General features: G+C 54.1%; 15 protein-coding genes and 1 pseudogene. 12 read left to right on the top strand and 4 right to left on the bottom strand.

Translation table 11 applies throughout. The features are described from left to right. Together ACFE7X_RS23355 and tilS are read right to left on the bottom strand one after the other, a co-directional pair. Positions 1-490: pseudogene (locus ACFE7X_RS23355) on the bottom strand (malate dehydrogenase); the annotation flags it as partial. Between the two features lie 146 nt (positions 491-636). Then, positions 637-1,965 (bottom strand): tRNA lysidine(34) synthetase TilS, encoded by a 1,329-nt coding sequence (gene tilS, locus ACFE7X_RS23350; protein WP_375438091.1) that lies wholly within the window; start codon positions 1,963-1,965, stop codon positions 637-639. 154 nt (positions 1,966-2,119) lie between these two features. On the opposite strand from tilS, the gene ACFE7X_RS23345 reads away from it, so the two are divergent. The 9 genes from ACFE7X_RS23345 to ACFE7X_RS23305 all read left to right on the top strand — a co-directional run bounded on the left by ACFE7X_RS23345 (position 2,120) and on the right by ACFE7X_RS23305 (position 11,475). Next, positions 2,120-2,968, top strand: coding sequence for a glycerophosphodiester phosphodiesterase (locus tag ACFE7X_RS23345; RefSeq protein ID WP_375438090.1), 849 nt, complete (start codon positions 2,120-2,122; stop codon positions 2,966-2,968). A 193-nt stretch (positions 2,969-3,161) separates the two neighbouring features. Continuing rightward, the gene (locus ACFE7X_RS23340) at positions 3,162-4,844 is read left to right on the top strand and encodes an OstA-like protein (protein ID WP_375438089.1); all 1,683 of its coding nucleotides are present in this window, start codon (positions 3,162-3,164) and stop codon (positions 4,842-4,844) included. Positions 4,845-4,949: 105 nt separating this feature from the next. Beyond that, the gene (locus tag ACFE7X_RS23335) at positions 4,950-5,777 is read left to right on the top strand and encodes an outer membrane protein assembly factor BamD (protein WP_375438088.1); all 828 of its coding nucleotides are present in this window, start codon (positions 4,950-4,952) and stop codon (positions 5,775-5,777) included. Between the two features lie 117 nt (positions 5,778-5,894). After that, the gene (locus ACFE7X_RS23330) at positions 5,895-6,239 is read left to right on the top strand and encodes a DNA-directed RNA polymerase subunit omega (RefSeq protein WP_375438087.1); all 345 of its coding nucleotides are present in this window, start codon (positions 5,895-5,897) and stop codon (positions 6,237-6,239) included. 88 nt (positions 6,240-6,327) lie between these two features. After that, entirely contained in the window at positions 6,328-6,894 is a 567-nt protein-coding gene (locus tag ACFE7X_RS23325; RefSeq protein ID WP_375438086.1) for a flavoprotein, read from the top strand. Positions 6,895-6,999: 105 nt separating this feature from the next. Next, complete coding sequence (locus ACFE7X_RS23320; RefSeq protein ID WP_375438085.1) at positions 7,000-7,650, top strand: phosphopantothenoylcysteine decarboxylase; 651 nt, start codon at positions 7,000-7,002, stop codon at positions 7,648-7,650. Continuing rightward, positions 7,640-8,569 carry a DUF4835 family protein gene (locus ACFE7X_RS23315; RefSeq protein WP_375438084.1) on the top strand — a complete coding sequence of 310 codons (930 nt, stop codon included), beginning with the start codon at positions 7,640-7,642 and terminating at the stop codon, positions 8,567-8,569. The genes ACFE7X_RS23320 and ACFE7X_RS23315 overlap by 11 nt, the downstream gene beginning before the upstream one ends. Before the next feature lie 260 nt (positions 8,570-8,829). Next, the gene (recN, locus tag ACFE7X_RS23310) at positions 8,830-10,503 is read left to right on the top strand and encodes a DNA repair protein RecN (protein ID WP_375438083.1); all 1,674 of its coding nucleotides are present in this window, start codon (positions 8,830-8,832) and stop codon (positions 10,501-10,503) included. Positions 10,504-10,653: 150 nt separating this feature from the next. After that, a complete protein-coding gene (locus tag ACFE7X_RS23305; RefSeq protein WP_375438082.1) occupies positions 10,654-11,475 on the top strand; it encodes an enoyl-ACP reductase in 822 nt (273 codons plus the stop codon). Between the two features lie 78 nt (positions 11,476-11,553). Here the strand turns inward: ACFE7X_RS23305 and ACFE7X_RS23300 are convergent, their stop codons facing one another. Then, positions 11,554-12,282, bottom strand: coding sequence for a hypothetical protein (locus ACFE7X_RS23300; protein WP_375438081.1), 729 nt, complete (start codon positions 12,280-12,282; stop codon positions 11,554-11,556). A 334-nt stretch (positions 12,283-12,616) separates the two neighbouring features. On the opposite strand from ACFE7X_RS23300, the gene ACFE7X_RS23295 reads away from it, so the two are divergent. Together ACFE7X_RS23295 and ACFE7X_RS23290 are read left to right on the top strand one after the other, a co-directional pair. Beyond that, the gene (locus ACFE7X_RS23295) at positions 12,617-13,936 is read left to right on the top strand and encodes a cytochrome P450 (RefSeq protein WP_375438080.1); all 1,320 of its coding nucleotides are present in this window, start codon (positions 12,617-12,619) and stop codon (positions 13,934-13,936) included. Positions 13,937-14,046: 110 nt separating this feature from the next. Next, a complete protein-coding gene (locus ACFE7X_RS23290; protein WP_375438079.1) occupies positions 14,047-14,463 on the top strand; it encodes a hypothetical protein in 417 nt (138 codons plus the stop codon). A 45-nt stretch (positions 14,464-14,508) separates the two neighbouring features. On the opposite strand, the gene ACFE7X_RS23285 is transcribed toward ACFE7X_RS23290, so the two are convergent. Beyond that, positions 14,509-15,207: a hypothetical protein gene (locus tag ACFE7X_RS23285; protein ID WP_375438078.1), complete on the bottom strand. Its 699-nt coding sequence runs from the start codon at positions 15,205-15,207 to the stop codon at positions 14,509-14,511. Positions 15,208-15,588: 381 nt separating this feature from the next. Between ACFE7X_RS23285 and ACFE7X_RS23280 the strand changes: the two genes are divergently transcribed. Further along, positions 15,589-15,960 (top strand): class I SAM-dependent methyltransferase (locus ACFE7X_RS23280; RefSeq protein WP_375438077.1); only part of this gene is annotated, 372 nt, incomplete at its 3' end.

Genomic DNA, 15,960 nt, shown 5'->3' with positions numbered 1-15,960 from the left:
GGCTTACGTTCAGCGCTTCAGCCAGGAAGGCGCGGTAGCGGGCCGTGTCGAGGATGCCGGCCATGCCAAACACCTTCTCGCGGGGCAGACCCGAGGTGAGGTGCGCCTGGTAAGTCATCACGTCGAGCGGGTTGCTTACCACGATGATGATGGCGTTAGGCGAATGCTTTACCACCTGCTCCGTCACCGTTTTCACGATACCGGCGTTGGTCGAAATCAGGTCGTCGCGGCTCATGCCGGGCTTGCGGGGCAGGCCCGACGTAATAACTACCACCTCCGAACCGGCGGTGCGGCTGTAGTCGCCGGTGACGCCTACGGTGCGGGAATCGTAGCCAATGACGGGGGATTTCTGCCAGATATCCAGCGCTTTGCCTTCGGCGAAGCCCTCTTTGATGTCAACCAGAACAATTTCGTTGGCGATTTCGCGGGTGGCCAATACGTCGGCGCAAGTAGCGCCTACGTTGCCAGCCCCAACTACGGTAACTTTCATCGAGTGATGGATTGGGTGTACGGTTTGGGTTCGGGGGTAAAAGTAAGGGTTGAAGGGTTAAATTGTTGAATTGTTAAATGGTTGGTCGTTCAATAACATATTTCAACAACCAGCCATCCAACAATTCAACAATTTAACCTTTCACTTCACATCCGCTTTATTAAGAGCACCCGCTCGGTGTTCTCGGCTACTTTGAACCGCTCATCGGGGCGGAAGCCAACCACCCACGCAATTTTGCCGTCGCCGGAAACCAGCACGAATACGTTGTCTTTGAGGTTAAGCGGTACCTTCTGATCGATCAGGAAGTCCGACAGCTTCTTTTTGCCCTTCATGCCAATCGGCATAAACCAGTCGCCTTCCTGCCAGGGCCGCACGACAAGCGGAAACTTCAGCAGATCAGCGTCGAGGGCCGCAACTGCTTTGCCGCGCGGAATCTCCAGGCCGGTTGCTTCACTCAGTTCCAGGCGCAAGTGCAGACCGTCGATTTTCAAGACCTCCTGGCCGGCTTGAATCTGGTGGGTGCCAAACTTGGTGAGGGTTTTACGGGTGACTACCAGTTGCTCCCGGTCCTTCACCAGGCGGTGCGTCGGCGACTCGAAGCGGCGGCCGGGCTCGGCGGGGAAGGAGGCTATAATGTCTTTCACCACCGGGAAGCTGAACCCGAGCGGCCGTAGCAACTCGTGCAAAACCAGCGTGGTAGCGGCCGTGCGCTGGAGCATGGCAATGTTGAGGTAGGTGACTTCCTCCTCAGTTCGTTGCGCTTGCGCGGCCGTGTCCTGCACGTAGCGACGCACGATTTCCTCGGCCCCGCCTACCCGTTCGGCCGTGAATTGCAGCGTCTGGTCGAGGTTGGGGTTGATTTCGCGCAGTACGGGCAGCACTTCTTGGCGCAGGCGGTTGCGCTGGTACACGGGACTGTCGTTGGAGGCATCTTCGCGCCAGATCAGGTGGTTTTCCACCAGATACTCGAACAGTTCGGGTTTGCCGATGCCGAGCAATGGGCGCACGAGGTAGCCGTTTTTGGGCGGAATGCCGTGCAGCCCTGCCAGGCCGGTACCGTGCGTGAGGTTGAGCAGCATGGTTTCAGCGGTGTCGCGCTGGTGGTGGGCGGTGGCTATGTAGGCTAAGCCTTGGGTTTGGCGCAGCCGCTCAAACCACTCGTAGCGCAGGGCGCGAGCGGCCATCTGCGTGGAAATTCCTTCCTGCTCGGCAAAGGCTTTGGTTTGGAAGAACTCGGCGAAGTAGGGAACGTCGTATTTCTTAGCCAGCTTGCGCACAAACTGCTCGTCGGCATTCGCTTCTTCGCCCCGCAGCCCAAAATGGCAGTGGGCAACAGCAAACTGCACACCTAGCCGGTGCAGCACATCGGCTAGCACCACCGAATCTTGGCCGCCGCTTACGGCTACCAGCAGCGGATCATCGGTGAGCGAGAAGAGGTGGTGTTCTTTGATGTACTGGCGAACTTGGTCGAGCATTTATAAAGCAGTAAAGCGAAAGACAAAAATACGGACGCCGCCTCATCGGGCGTTACGCATGTGAAATCTGACAAGGATGAATCTTAGAAAGAAAGAGTTTGGTTGGAATTCGAAGTCCTTTTCCTTCCGCCGGTCACAGTATGTGTTATTGATCATGAGCTGGACGCTGCTGCTAGCGGCCTGTGGCTTCGGCGCCAAGCCACTGCCCGCTGGCCAACAGCCCCTCGTTATCGGGCACGCTGGCTCCGGTTTCCTCACGCCGTTCAACCCGTTCAATCCGCTGCCACCAAGCAGCCTAGGCGGCATCGAGCAGGCCCTGGCCCGTGGTGCCGACGGCGTGGAAGTCGATGTTCAGCTCAGCCAGGACAGCGTGTTAATGCTGTACCACGACCAAAAGCTGGAGTCGATGACCAACGGCAGCGGCTGCATTTACGAGCAGCCAGCCGCGGCGGTGCAGCAACTGGAATACAAAGCCGGCTGGTTCTACGATCTGTGGCAGGACGAGCACCCCATCACGCTGCAACAACTGCTCGACAAGCTCAGCAAGCGCCCCACCTTGCCCTACCTGCACTTCGATCTGCACGAAACCAACGTTTGCAACCCCGAACAGCCGCTGGCCCGCGCGCCGGCCTTAGCGCGGGCGCTAGGAAAATTGTTGAAAAATTATTCTTGGCCGCCCGAACGGCTTTTGGTGCTTACCATCAACCAATCCTCGTTGGCCGCCTTGCGCCAGGTGCTGCCCAACACGCCGCTAGGGCTGGAAATAACCGATGATTTCGAAGGGCAGTTGCAAGTGGCGAAAGCAGAAAAAGTACAGGCTATTGTGGTGAAGAAAGATATTATTACGCCGGAAAATACGGCGCAGGCGCACGCAGCAGGTCTGCAAGTTGTTACGTTTGGAGGTCGTGCCCAAAGCACCGTCCAACGCCTCATTGATTGCCAACCCGATGCCATTGAAGTCGACAACGTGCCCACCATGCTCACACTGCTAGGCCGGAAGTAACCCCTGGTCCTGGTGTAGCGCGAAGCCGTTGCTTCGCGTATCGGGGAACGAGTAGAAAAGCACCGCATCCATGGCCGTTGCGCAACGACACGCGGAGCAACGGCTTCGCGCTACATCCTGCCTTCCGACGCGGGGTCATATTTCATACCTTTGCCTTATAATGCCCTTATCTAGATTTCTTTTCCTGTTTTTATTGGTTTGGCTTCCTCTGCTAGCTACTGCTCAGCGCAAGCCAGCCGCCCAACCCACGCCTCCCAAAGGCCAACGAATCGAGCTGCTGCCCGGCACGCAGCAATTGGAAGGAGGCAAGTTCAACGGCGTTGAAATCCGCAAGCTGCTGGGTAATGTGAGCTTCCGGCAAGGCACCACGCTGCTCTACTGCGACTCGGCGTATCAGTACATCGGCAGAAACGATCTGGAAGCGTTCAGCAACGTGCGCATCATCCAGAATGATACCATCACCATCACCGGCGACCGAGCCACTTACAATGGCGATACCCGCAAGGCCCGCATGATTGGCAACGTGACCATGCGCGACCCCCGCATGACGCTCACCACCGATCTGCTCGACTACGACCTGAATACCAACCTGGCTTACTACAGCACTGGCGGCCACATCGTCGACCCCGAAAACACGCTGGACAGCCAGTATGGCTACTACAACACTACCAGCAAGGTGTTCAGCTTCAAGCGCGACGTCAAACTGGTAACCAAGGACAACACCATCGACACGGATACGCTGCAATACAATACCGTATCAAAAGTGGCGTACTTCTTCGGTCCCACGCGCCTAACGGACCGGCAAAACCAGACCCTGTACGCCGAAAACGGGGTGCACAACACCATTACGGGGGTATCCACGTTTCAGCGGAACGCCAAGATCGAAACGCCCAACTACCTGCTCACCGGCGACAAGCTGGTATACGATCAAGCCCAAAAGTACGGCGTAGCGACTGGGCACGTCTCGATGACCTCGAAGAAAGACAATGTGGTGATACGCGGCGACGTAGGGCGTTATTGGCGGCTGCAAGGCCGCGTGAAAGTGTACGGCTCACCGGTGATGCGCAACATATCGGGTAAGGACACGCTGTACTTAGCAGCCGACACCCTTATCAGTCAGGAAGGTAAAGCGCCCCTCAGTAATGCCGGGGTGATTTATGCCTTCCCGAAAACCAAAATCTTCCGCACCGACTTGCAGGGCCGTTGTGACTCGTTGACTTACAACCGGCTGGATTCCATCATCTACCTCAACAAGAACCCCATCCTCTGGAACAACAAAAACCAGCTTACCTCCGACAGCATGGAAATTCGGCAGCGGAAGGGCAAAGTTGACCAGATGCGGCTTTATGCCAAAGCTTTCATCATTGGGCAGGATACGCTGTTGAACTTCAACCAGGTGAAAGGCCGCCGAATGATAGCCTACTTCCAAGGCAACTCCATAAAAAAAGTGGACGTGCTTGGCAACGCCGAGAGCCTCTACTATGCTCTTGATGGTGACACGGCCGTGAGTGGCATGAACAAAGCCTTGTCGGCTACCATGGTCATGCGCTTTGCGGAAAGCAAACTGCAAACCATTAGCTTCCTAACCAACCCTGATGCCAGCTTTATTCCGCCTCATGAGTTGAAGCCCGCAGACGAGAAACTGAAAGATTTCAGCTGGCGCCCTACGGAACGCCCTACGCGCCGAGCAGTGTTAGGCAAGCACTTTGCGTTGCCAGCGAAAGTTAAACCCAAAGCGAAGCCGAAGACCAAGTCGAAAGCGAAAGTGGTATCGAAAACCAGTCCGAAGTTGAAAGCTAAAACGGTTTCCAAACCAGCGGCGGCAGCGGTTACGCCTGCCAAAAGCGCAGTAGCTCCGCTGCCCACCCAAAAATAGCACGCCGCTGGCTTTGTCAAGATAGCCCGTGGTTACCATGCCGCCAACAAGCAACGATTTACCAGTTCAATGATTCAGGCAGAATCCGTTACCTTTGCGCCCCTTATGCATTCATTCCGCCCAACACTTTTTGTTCTCCTGTTAAGTACGTTGCTACTTGGCTCCTGTACTGGCTACCAAAAGCTGCTTAAGAGCGGCGACGTGAACAAGAAGTACGAAGCCGCCATCAAGTACTACGACAAAGGCGACTTCTTCAAAGCTGGCACGCTGCTCGAAGACCTGGTGCCGCTCTTAAAAGGCCGCCCAGAAGCAGAGAAGGCGCAATTCTATTTCGCCAATACCAACTTCCGTCAGCGTAACTACACGCTCAGCTCGTACTACTTCAAGTCGTTTGCCGACACGTACCCGAACTCGACCTACGCCGAGGAAGCGTCGTTTTTGCAAGCGAAGTCCCTTTTCCGCGACTCGCCCGAGTATGAACTGGACCAGACCAACACGTACTCTGCTCTGGAAACGATACAGGAGTTCTTGAACCGCTACCCAAGCAGCAAATTCCGCCCTGAGGCCGAGAATATGTCGCAGGAATTGCAAAAAAAGCTGGAGAATAAAGCATACCAAGGGGCTAAGCTCTACTACGACCTGCGCTACTATCAGTCGGCGGTAGTGGCTCTCACTAATTTTCAGCAGCAATTTCCCGCCTCGGCCTTCAACGAAGAAGCCGAGTACTTGAAAATCAGTGCGCAGTATGATCTAGCCCGCGAAAGTGTGCCAGAAAAGCAGCGCGAACGGTATTTAGAGGTAGTAGCTTTCTATCAGCACTTTGTGGACACGTTTCCGCAAAGCCGGAACTTGAAAACCGCTGAACGGATGTACACGGATGCTACCGCACAAATCGCTAAGCTCAAGCCTAAAGACGCCGCGGCGGCAAATTAATTTCAACTAGTTGTCTGGTAGGTTCAGGTTGTTGAGCGGAGCACTAAGTATTCAATCAACGGTTAGCACTGACTGCCAATCAACTATTCAACAGGTAAACAACTAAACCATCAACTCATGAAGACCCCAAGCAACGTTTCTGCGTCTATTGTAACGCGCAACATGTCGGAATTCGCTGCCGAAACGGGCAACGTATACGAGTCTATTGCGGTTATTTCGAAGCGTGCCAACCAGTTGGCTGTTAAGCTGAAAGAAGAACTAAACGGTAAATTGGCCGAGTTTGCCACCACAGTCGACAATCTGGAAGAGGTATTCGAGAACCGGGAGCAGATTGAAATTTCCAAGCACTACGAGCGCCTGCCCAAGCCTACTAACCTCGCCATCGAGGAGTTCTTGGAAGGCAAAGTGCATTACCGCACGCCGGCAGAAGAGGAAACGCCGAGTGCCCCTAAAGCCGAATAAACGGTACTAGGTTACTACTGAGGCCGTCCTGCTGCGCTTGCCGAAGCTGGACGGCCTCTCTTTTTGTGCTATATCCTTTAGAACTGTAATGTCTTCATTGCTGGAGAGCCGCAAGATTTTGCTTGGAGTTTGCGGGAGTATCGCGGCCTACAAAGCTGCGCCTTTGGTGCGGCTGCTGACGAAGGCCGGCGCCGAAGTACAAGTGATTCTGACGGCCTCGGCTACGGCCTTTGTTACACCGCTTACTCTAGGTACGCTCTCCAAACGGCCCGTGCTTCAAGGCTTCCTGAAAGACGAACAAGCCGGTGAGTGGCACAATCATGTGCACCTAGGATTGTGGGCCGACCTACTACTCGTCGCGCCGGCTTCGGCCAATACCGTGGCGCACTTTGCCCACGGCCTCTGCGATTCCCTTTTGGATGCGGTGTACCTCTCGGCCCGCTGCCCGGTAGTGCTGGCCCCTGCCATGGACCTGGATATGTATGCTCATCCTGCCACCACTGCCAACCTGGCGCGGTTGCGTTCCTACGGCAACACCATCCTCGATTCGCCCACTGGCGAACTAGCTAGTGGCCTTTCTGGCCCGGGCCGTATGTTGGAGCCCGAGGACATTGTGGCAGCACTAAGTGAACTGAGAATTAAGAATAAGGACTGAGAAATTTGCTGCTGAACTCGGCAAGTGTAGCTAATGGCGCTAGGTTTGTGCGCCGCGCGCCGGTAATTTCTTGTTTATTCTGCTTCATTCTTCAGTCAACAACTTATGCGTGTTCTCGTCACGGCTGGCCCCACTTACGAACCTATTGACCCAGTGCGCTTTATCGGCAACCATAGCACTGGCAAAATGGGGTACGCGCTGGCCGAAGCATTTGCTGCCGCTGGAGCCGAGGTGATACTTGTTAGCGGACCAACCAACTTGCCGGACCCCACGCACCCACTCATTCAGATCCAGCGGGTGGAAACCGCCGACCAGATGTATGCGGCGGCAGTAGCAATAGCCCCCGCGGCCGATGTATGGGTATTTGCGGCGGCGGTGGCTGATTACAAGCCCGCACACGTAGCCGCAAACAAGATCAAGAAGGAAGGGGATACGCTCACGCTCGAGTTGATTAAGAACGTAGACATTGCTGCTACTCTGGGAAAAACCAAACGGCCCGAACAATTTTCGGTGGGTTTTGCGTTGGAAACCAACAACGAGGAAGCAAACGCCCGCGAGAAGCTGCACCGCAAAAATTTCGACTTGGTGGTGCTCAATTCGCTGCGCGACGCCGGCGCTGGTTTCCGCGTTGATACCAACAAAGTGACCCTACTGAATGCCCAGGGCGAAATACTTATCTTTGAAGTGAAGCTGAAAGCCGCTGTGGCCCACGATATTGTTCAAGCTGTTCTTGCCCGCCTGCCCCGTGAAGCATAATTCTCTGTTGTCCGTTTTGGTTGTTCTAGTTTTCCTGCTTTCGGCGCGCGCCAGCCAAGCCCAGGAAATATTGGCGGAAGTGCGCGTTACCACCGAAAACGTGACCATCGCCGACCAGCAACTGGTGCAGCAGATGCAGAATGACATTCAGAATTTTCTGAACACAAAATCCTTCAGCAGCCAAACCTACCGTCCGGAAGAGCGCATTCGAATGCGGATGTTTGTTGGCATTACCGCCATTCCCCAAAACGGCCAGTACGTAGCTACTACCCGCATCGTCACGACGCGGCCCGTGTACGGTACCGGTTACGAAACGAATTTGTTGAGCTTCACCGACCGCAACTTCAAATTCAACTATTCGCCGCAGAACCCAATTGATTACTCGGAAAACACGTTCGTCGGCAACCTCTCGTCGTTGCTGACATTCTACGCTTATATCGCCATCGGGCTCGACCAAGACAGTTTCGCGCGGCTGGCCGGCTCGCCCTACTACGACCGTGCCCGCAACGTGCTTCAGAACGCCGCCTCCCAAACTGTAACCAATGAGTCGGACGAGGCTTGGAAGGACGGCCAGACGCGCAACCGCTATTGGTTGCTTAACAACCTGCAAGATCCTCAGTTAGAAGCTATTCGTACGGGCAGCTACGCCTACTATCGCCAAGGCCTCGACGTTTTTATTGAGAAGCCAGATGACGCCCGCACGAGCATTTTCACGGCTTTGCAGGGGGTGCAAGCGGCCGCAACGCGGCGCCCTGGCACCCTGTTAGCCCGTGCTTTCTTCGATACTAAGGCCGACGAAATTGCCAATATCTTCCGAAGCGGTAATGATATGCAGCAAAAGCAAAACTTAGCTAATTTACTTTCCGAAGTAGATCCTACCAATTCGGCCAAGTATCAAGCTATGCTCAAACAGCTATAGCCCCTCTTCTGCTCAACTGTCCTTCCGTGCAGGAGGAAGCTGAGGAAAAGATGTTTAACGATAATACTCAGCTTCCTCCTGCGCGGAAGGACAGTTACGGCAAAGGGATAACTAAAAAATTCATAAAAACTTGATGCGAATATAGTTGGCATAAACCTAAAGTAATTAGTAGGTTTGTAAAACCCGTCTTGTCTGGCATAGCCAGCGCGGCGGGTTTCTTGTTTGTCAGCTATGGCCGCTGCCGGCCTTTATTTACTAGTATGCTGGTTGATCTTCGCATCCGCAATTACGCTCTGATTGAGCAGCTGGAGCTGCGGCCCTCAGCGCTCCTCAATATTATAACCGGCGAAACCGGGGCCGGTAAATCCATTATGCTCGGGGCCATTGGCCTGCTGCTCGGCAACCGCGCCGACTCGCGCATGCTCTTCGATACCGAGAAGAAGTGCGTTATCGAGGGGCAATTCGATATTTCCAGCTATCAGCTCCAAGACATATTCGAATCCGAGGACCTCGACTACGATACGCAGTGCATTCTGCGCCGCGAAATCAGTCCGGCGGGCAAGTCGCGGGCCTTTGTGAACGATACGCCCGTGACGCTGGAAACGCTGCGGCACATCGGCGCCAACCTGATGGATATTCACTCGCAGCACGATACGCTGCTGCTCGGGGATGCCGTGTTTCAGCTCAACCTGTTGGACTTGTATGCCGGCTTGATACCCGCGCGGGGACAATATAGCAGCGCCTACCGCCAGTACCGCAAGCTGGAAGCCGACTTGAAGTCGTTGGAAGATCAGGTAGCACAGGCCAACAAAGAGCTTGATTACCACAGCTTTCTGCTAAACGAGCTGGAAGAAGCCCGCCTCGACAACGAGCAGCAGGACGAGCTAGAGCAAGAAGTGAAGCAACTCGAACATGCCGAGGAAATCAAGTTCAAGCTCACGCACGCGCTGCAAAGCCTGAGCGAAGGCGAGTATTGTGCCAACAGCAGCCTGAAAGACGCCGCCATTCTGCTCGGCCAGATAGCGCCCTACGCCGACATTTTTCGTGACCTAAAGCAGCGCCTCGACAGCTGCCTAATCGAGATAAATGACATTGCCGCCGAGGCCGAAGCCGCCGAGCGCCGCACTGAGGGCGACCCTGCCCGCATTGATGAGCTGCAAGGCCGCCTCAACGTCATCTACAACTTGCAGCGCAAGCACCAAGTGCGCGACATAGTAGCGCTGCTAACCGTGCGTGAGGAGCTGCGCGACAAGGTTGGTTCGGTACTGAACCTTGATAAGCAGATTTCCCGTGTGCGGCGCGATGCTGATGGGGCCTTGGCTACCGCTACCAAACTAGCCATCCGGCTGTCGGAATCGCGCCGCAAGAGCTTTCCAAAGTTCGAGAAAGAACTGGTGGCCTTGCTGGCCGATTTGGGAATGCCCAACTCGCGCATTGTGGTGCAGCATCAGGCCGGACCACTGGCCGCTAGCGGCATGGATGTTATCAGCATCCTCTTCACGGCCAACAAAGGGGCACAGCCTCAAACGCTCAGCAAAGCTGCGTCAGGCGGGGAATTCTCGCGCCTGATGCTGTGCATCAAGTACATGCTAGCCGATAAAACGGCCCTCCCAACCATCGTATTCGACGAAATTGACACGGGTATTTCCGGGGAAATAGCGGTGAAAGTGGGCCGTATGATGCAGCAGATGGCGCAGAAGCACCAGCTGATTGCTATTTCGCACTTGCCGCAGATGGCCGCTGCTGGCGACACGCACTACTTCGTGTACAAGCAAGACCGCGCCGACCGCACGGTGAGCTGCATCAAGATGCTGAACCTAGACGAGCGCATCAGCGAAATTGCCCACATGATTGCCGGCGCTAATCCAAGCCAACATGCTTTTCAGAGTGCCCGCGAACTGCTGGCTATGCGCGGTGAGGAATTAGTAGGATAAGAGAAATTGAAAATGTTGTTCCGACCGGCGGAAGGAATCAGGTAATAGCTCTTGAAGCGTACCCGAATTCCTTTCGCCGGTCGGAATGACATTTTTTTGCCTCTTTTGTAACTCCAACTACTCTCATCTGCTCAACTACTTTTTCCCCATATGTCCAACAACCTACTTGCTGGCAAGGTCGGCATCATTTCCGGTGCGCTCAACGAAGAATCCATTGCCTGGAAAGTGGCATTGAAAGCGCACTCCGAAGGCGCCCGGTTTGTGCTCACAAATGCGCCGTTAGCCATGCGTATGGGCGAAATCAACCGCCTCTCCGAGCAGTGCAACGCCCCCATCATTCCGGCCGATGCTACCTCGATGGAAGATCTGGAGAAGCTGTTCAGCGGCGCGCAGGAGCACCTCGGCGGCAAACTCGACTTCGTGCTGCACAGCATAGGCATGAGCGCCAACATCCGTAAGGGTAAGCACTACGGCGAGCTAAACTACGAGTGGTACCAAAAGACGCTGGACGTGTCGGCGCTGTCGTTCCATAAGATGCTGGCCGTGGCCGAGAAGCAGGACGCCCTCAACGAATGGGCTTCGGTGGTAGCGCTAAGCTACATTGCCGCCCAGCGCGCCTTCCTCGACTACACCGACATGTCGCAGGCCAAAGCGGTGCTCGAAAGCATTGCCCGCAGTTATGGACAGCGTCTAGGCAAGCTCAAGAAAGTGCGCGTTAACACCATTTCGCAGTCACCCACCAAAACTACGGCCGGCACCGGTATCAGCGGCTTCGATGCTTTTTACGAGTATGCCAACCGACTCTCGCCACTTGGCAATGCTCCGGCCGAAGCCTGCGCGGACTACTGTGTTAGCTTGTTCTCGGACCTGACCCGCTACGTGACCATGCAGAACCTCATGCACGATGGCGGCTTCAGCACCACCGGTATTTCCGAGGAAATTGTGGAGTTGATTACGAAGGCTAATTCGTAGGTTGCCCATTTATTTGAAAGTAAAAAGCCCGGCCATCTGGTCGGGCTTTTTGCTTTCCATCAAGCTTAAAACAAGCTTCTATTTCTTGATTAACGCTACTTCCTTGGTTTGCACCATTATGGTGTCTTTGCTGCCAAGCTGGGTAGGCAAGGAAGTGTTGAACGTGTTCCACTCATTGTTGTAAGCCGAAGAGCAGCCCCCAAAATTTCCGTAAGCAAGAACCGCCCAGCTCATAAGGGTCAGAACGGGCTTGCCGTTTTTGAGGGTAAGCACCCGAGTCTCTCGCCCGGTGCAATAGGAACCTGAGTAGCCACTAGCGTGTGAAACCGCTTGCCAGTTGAGCTCCGGATACACGGTTTTAATCTTGTCACCTAGTTCAGCACAATGATTACTTGGGCCGTCGGTTGTTTTGAAAAAGCTCGATTCGGCAATGGTAGTTAGCGTCAACTGCTCTTGGGTTCTTGCCGTTATTTCAGTTTCAATAACCGTAGCACTCTGGTTAGGCTGCTTGAACGACAGCGTAACTTTATCGGCAGGCTGGAAGCGCAATTCTATAGAGCTGCTGTCGGGGATAGTTTGCTTTGCAAATAGAAAGTACTCTTCTGCATGCCTCCGTTTGATAAACGATTTAATGGCTTGCTGATCAGTTATCCGCCGTCCGCCAGTCGTGTAGAGTTGAATGGGACTCGGTACTATGGTATTGCTGGTTTCATAGCTGCCTTCTAGTTGAATGGTAGGCTCCGGGTCTTTCTCGCAGCTAGTGAGTAGAGCAAGAAGAGATACTCCGATAGATAAACGTTTGAACATAAAGGGTAGAATAGAAAAGCTGTTGGCTAGTAGAAGAATATTATACAACAGCAAAGGTAGAGTATTATATAACTATTTATGGCTAATATGCCTTTAAATAGTTATTGCCGTTGTTTAGGAAAGGATTATAGAAATTTATGATTGGATCAACGGTAGCGTTTTTAAAAGCAGCATAGAGGTATAATAGTATTTGCTGAGTTGAGTTGAAGTAAGGTAATAGACGTAAGGTTCGTTGGCGCAGTAGCCTAAAAACGACAAGCTCGGCTGCATCCTGCTAGGGGTTGGTGCGTAGGAAAAGGGCCGATCATACACTCACCTCCGGCCTTCCTAGCTTATGCCCAAAATCTTCAGTGACCCCAAACTCGACAGCACCTTGGACGTGCTGCGCGAAGGCTATACCTTCTTATATGACCGCAACCGTGAATTTGACACCGACATATTTCAGATTCGTTTGATGGGCATGAAGGCGATATGCCTGCACGGACCCGAGGCCGCCGAACTGTTCTATGACCCCGAGTATTTCATCCGGACTGGTGCTATTCCGCGGCGAGTGCAAACCACGCTGATGGGGCTGCACGCCATTCAGACGCGGGACAACGGGGTGCACCGCTGCCGCAAGGAGATGTTTATGTCGCTGATGGTAACGGAGAGCCGGCAGCGGCTGATGAGTTTGCTGGCCGAACAGTGGCAGCAGTATGCGCAACGGTGGGAGCAAGCAGACGAAGTGGTTTTGTTTCGGGAGGCGCAACAGATTCTGTGCCGGGCCGCTTGTACCTGGGCAGGAGTGCCGCTAGCAGAAGACGAAGTAGGACTCCGAGCCCGCGACTTCGGCGCAATGGTAGATGGTTTTGGCGGCGTTGGCCCGCGGCATTGGCGCGGCAAGCAGGCCCGTATGCGCACCGAAAAATGGATGCGTGGAATCATCCGAGACATTCGCTCCGGTGAATTGCAGCCCCGGCAAAGCACCGCTGCCCATACGGTAGCGTGGCACCGGGAGCCGGATGGCGAGCTGTTTGACGTGCAGATGGCCGCTATTGAGCTAATAAATGCAGTGCGGCCCATTGTGGCTATTGCCACCTACATCACCTTTGCTGCGGTAGCCTTGCACGAGTATCCGCCGTATCGGCAGCTGCTGCGCAACCCATCGGAAGACTATGCCGAGTTGTTTGTGCAGGAAGTGCGGCGCTACTTCCCATTTACGCCGTTCGTAGGAGCCATTGTCCGCGAAAATTTCACTTGGCATGACTTCGAGTTTCCGAAGGGAACTATGGTGTTGCTCGACGTGTACGGCACCAACCGCGACGCGCGGTGGTGGCAGGACCCGGAAGTGTTCTGGCCCGACCGATTTCGGCGGTGGCAAGACAACCCTTACGACTTTATTCCGCAAGGTGGTGGCGACTTCCTGACCGGCCACCGCTGTGCCGGCGAGTGGATTACGATTGAAGCTATGAAGCAGGCCGTGCATTTTCTTAATGAAGGCATCACTTACAACGTGCCACCACAAGATTTGCGCTACGACCTGACCCGTATGCCTACGCTGCCAGCTAGTGGCTTTGTGATGCGTAATGTGCGTGTCACTGGTAAGCCCGCGCCTATCGTAACGCCTGTAAGCAGTTCAGCTCCTACTGGCGGATGTCCGTTTCATCATAGCTAGCAAGCAAGGCGGCCTCAACCTGAGCAATAACTTTCATGAGCGCACAGCGTTCGATAAGCTCGCCTATACTCAACGACGCTTTTAATCTGCTTAGTTAGAAACCCACCGTCATGCAGGAAACCAAAACACTTGAAGCGTTATTGAATACGCAGCAAAAAAAGCTGGCCTTCTTCCAGAACCTTGTGCTAATAGCCGCTGCCGATGGGCGGTTAGACAAAGAAGAGGGCCAGTTCTTGCTGCAAATTGGCAACCGGTTGTCCCTTACTTATGAGGACGTGCAGCCCATCGTCGATAATCTAGGCGTACTAAGCTTCATTGTACCTGCTGAAGGCCTCCAAAAAACGCTTGAGTTACAAACCTTGGTGCAAATGATGCTACAAGACGGCCAAATTGACCCGCGCGAATACGGCTTGTGCATGGAGTACGCCAACCGTATCGGCTACAGCAAAGGTATTTTCGACGATATGGTGGCCCAACTGACCGGCGGCACGCCAGACTCCGGCCGTAATGCGGCCACGGTTAGCTGAATTGGGGTGCAGCCTGATCCGGCCTTCTACCTGACAGGGGCCGGATCAGCTTTCGTTTTCAACCAAAATATCTTCTTGCGTGGTGCCCTCGTAGGAATCAGCGTATTTGAAATCATCCAGCCAATACGCAGAGCTAATCACCTCAAAAACAGCAATCTTTTCTTCCCGCTTGATAGGATGCAATTGCCAGATAATAGCTGGAGCTTCGGGGAAGCTAGTGCCATCTAGTTGCTCATGAAACAAGCGCTTAAGCAGCGTGTTATCGGGCATGCCTTGGGCCAGCAAGCGTAGCAACGGCGCCTGCGGGTGCGTGTCGAAAAGGGCTAGGTCTTCGGGGGTAGTAGCAGTGAGTTGCACCTGAAACTGCACGGCCTCGGCGCGTGGAAATTTGCCGTTGTAGGCTTCATAGAGCAGCTGAGTGGCTTTGTAGAAGCCTTCGTGCTGCTCAAGCTTTGGATTTTCCTCCCATAGCTTTTCGGTGAGCATTTGGTGCGCCAGGTTTTCGATTTGGCCGGCATTGAGCTGGTCGGCAAACAAATAGCCCAATACCAGTTGCGCGGCCTCGGCAGGCTCTAGGTCGGTGAGGGCCATCAAGCACATAGCTTTCAATTCGCTCGGCTCTATTTCGTCGGGATTCTCGTAGCCAGTTTCGAGCAGTAAGCTTTTGAAGTCTTGGTTTTGCCAGGAATTCGGCAGTTCGGTGAGGGTATCAAAGGAGAGGCGTTCTACGGTGAAGTTCTTCATGGTTGTGTTTGCTGATGTTCGGCTAAGTAGTAGCCTTGGGAGGCGGCAGGGCTGTACCCTGCTAAACTGTTTACGGCTGAGTTACGCAAACACCCATCCTATCCGATAATAAAGCTTGCCACTGTAAGACCAGTAGTACCATGACCCGAGCACTACTCAGGCACTAATGCAGCTGTAGCCTATGGTGTTGCGGCTGGCTAGTTGTTTGTGAACCGGCGGCCAGTTTGTTCGGCGCATTGCCAGATAGTGGGGTCTGACAGCAGGCTAGTTGTGCTTGCGAGGTAAACCTTGGAACGAAGGCGGCTACTTGTTGCCCGCTGATGGTTTGGTTGTCTGTCTTAGTAAATCACGTTGCAAAGTGCAACATCATTCAACTTCTTTATGAACATCGAGCAAGCCTACAATTCGTGGGCCGACACCTACGACTCGGTCCCCAACAAAACGCGCGACCTAGAAGCCCACGCCATTCGAACCGTTTTGCACGACGTGAACGTCTTGGAAATAGTGGAGCTAGGTTGCGGCACTGGCAAGAACACGGAGTGGCTGGCGACCAAGGCGGCCCATGTCACGGCCGTTGATTTCTCGGCGCAGATGCTCGGCAAAGCCAAAGAGAAGTTGCAACTCCCTGCCGTAACGTTCCAGCAAGGTGACATCACCAAGCCCTGGCATTTTGTTGATAAGCCGGCGGATATTGTTACGTGTAGCCTTATTCTGGAACACATTCAGGACCTGAATTTTGTGTTTGCCCAAGCC

The organism is uncultured Hymenobacter sp. (genome assembly GCF_964242765.1).
Classification (GTDB): Bacteria; Bacteroidota; Bacteroidia; order Cytophagales; family Hymenobacteraceae; genus Hymenobacter.
This window is presented reverse-complemented; position numbering and strand designations above follow the sequence as displayed.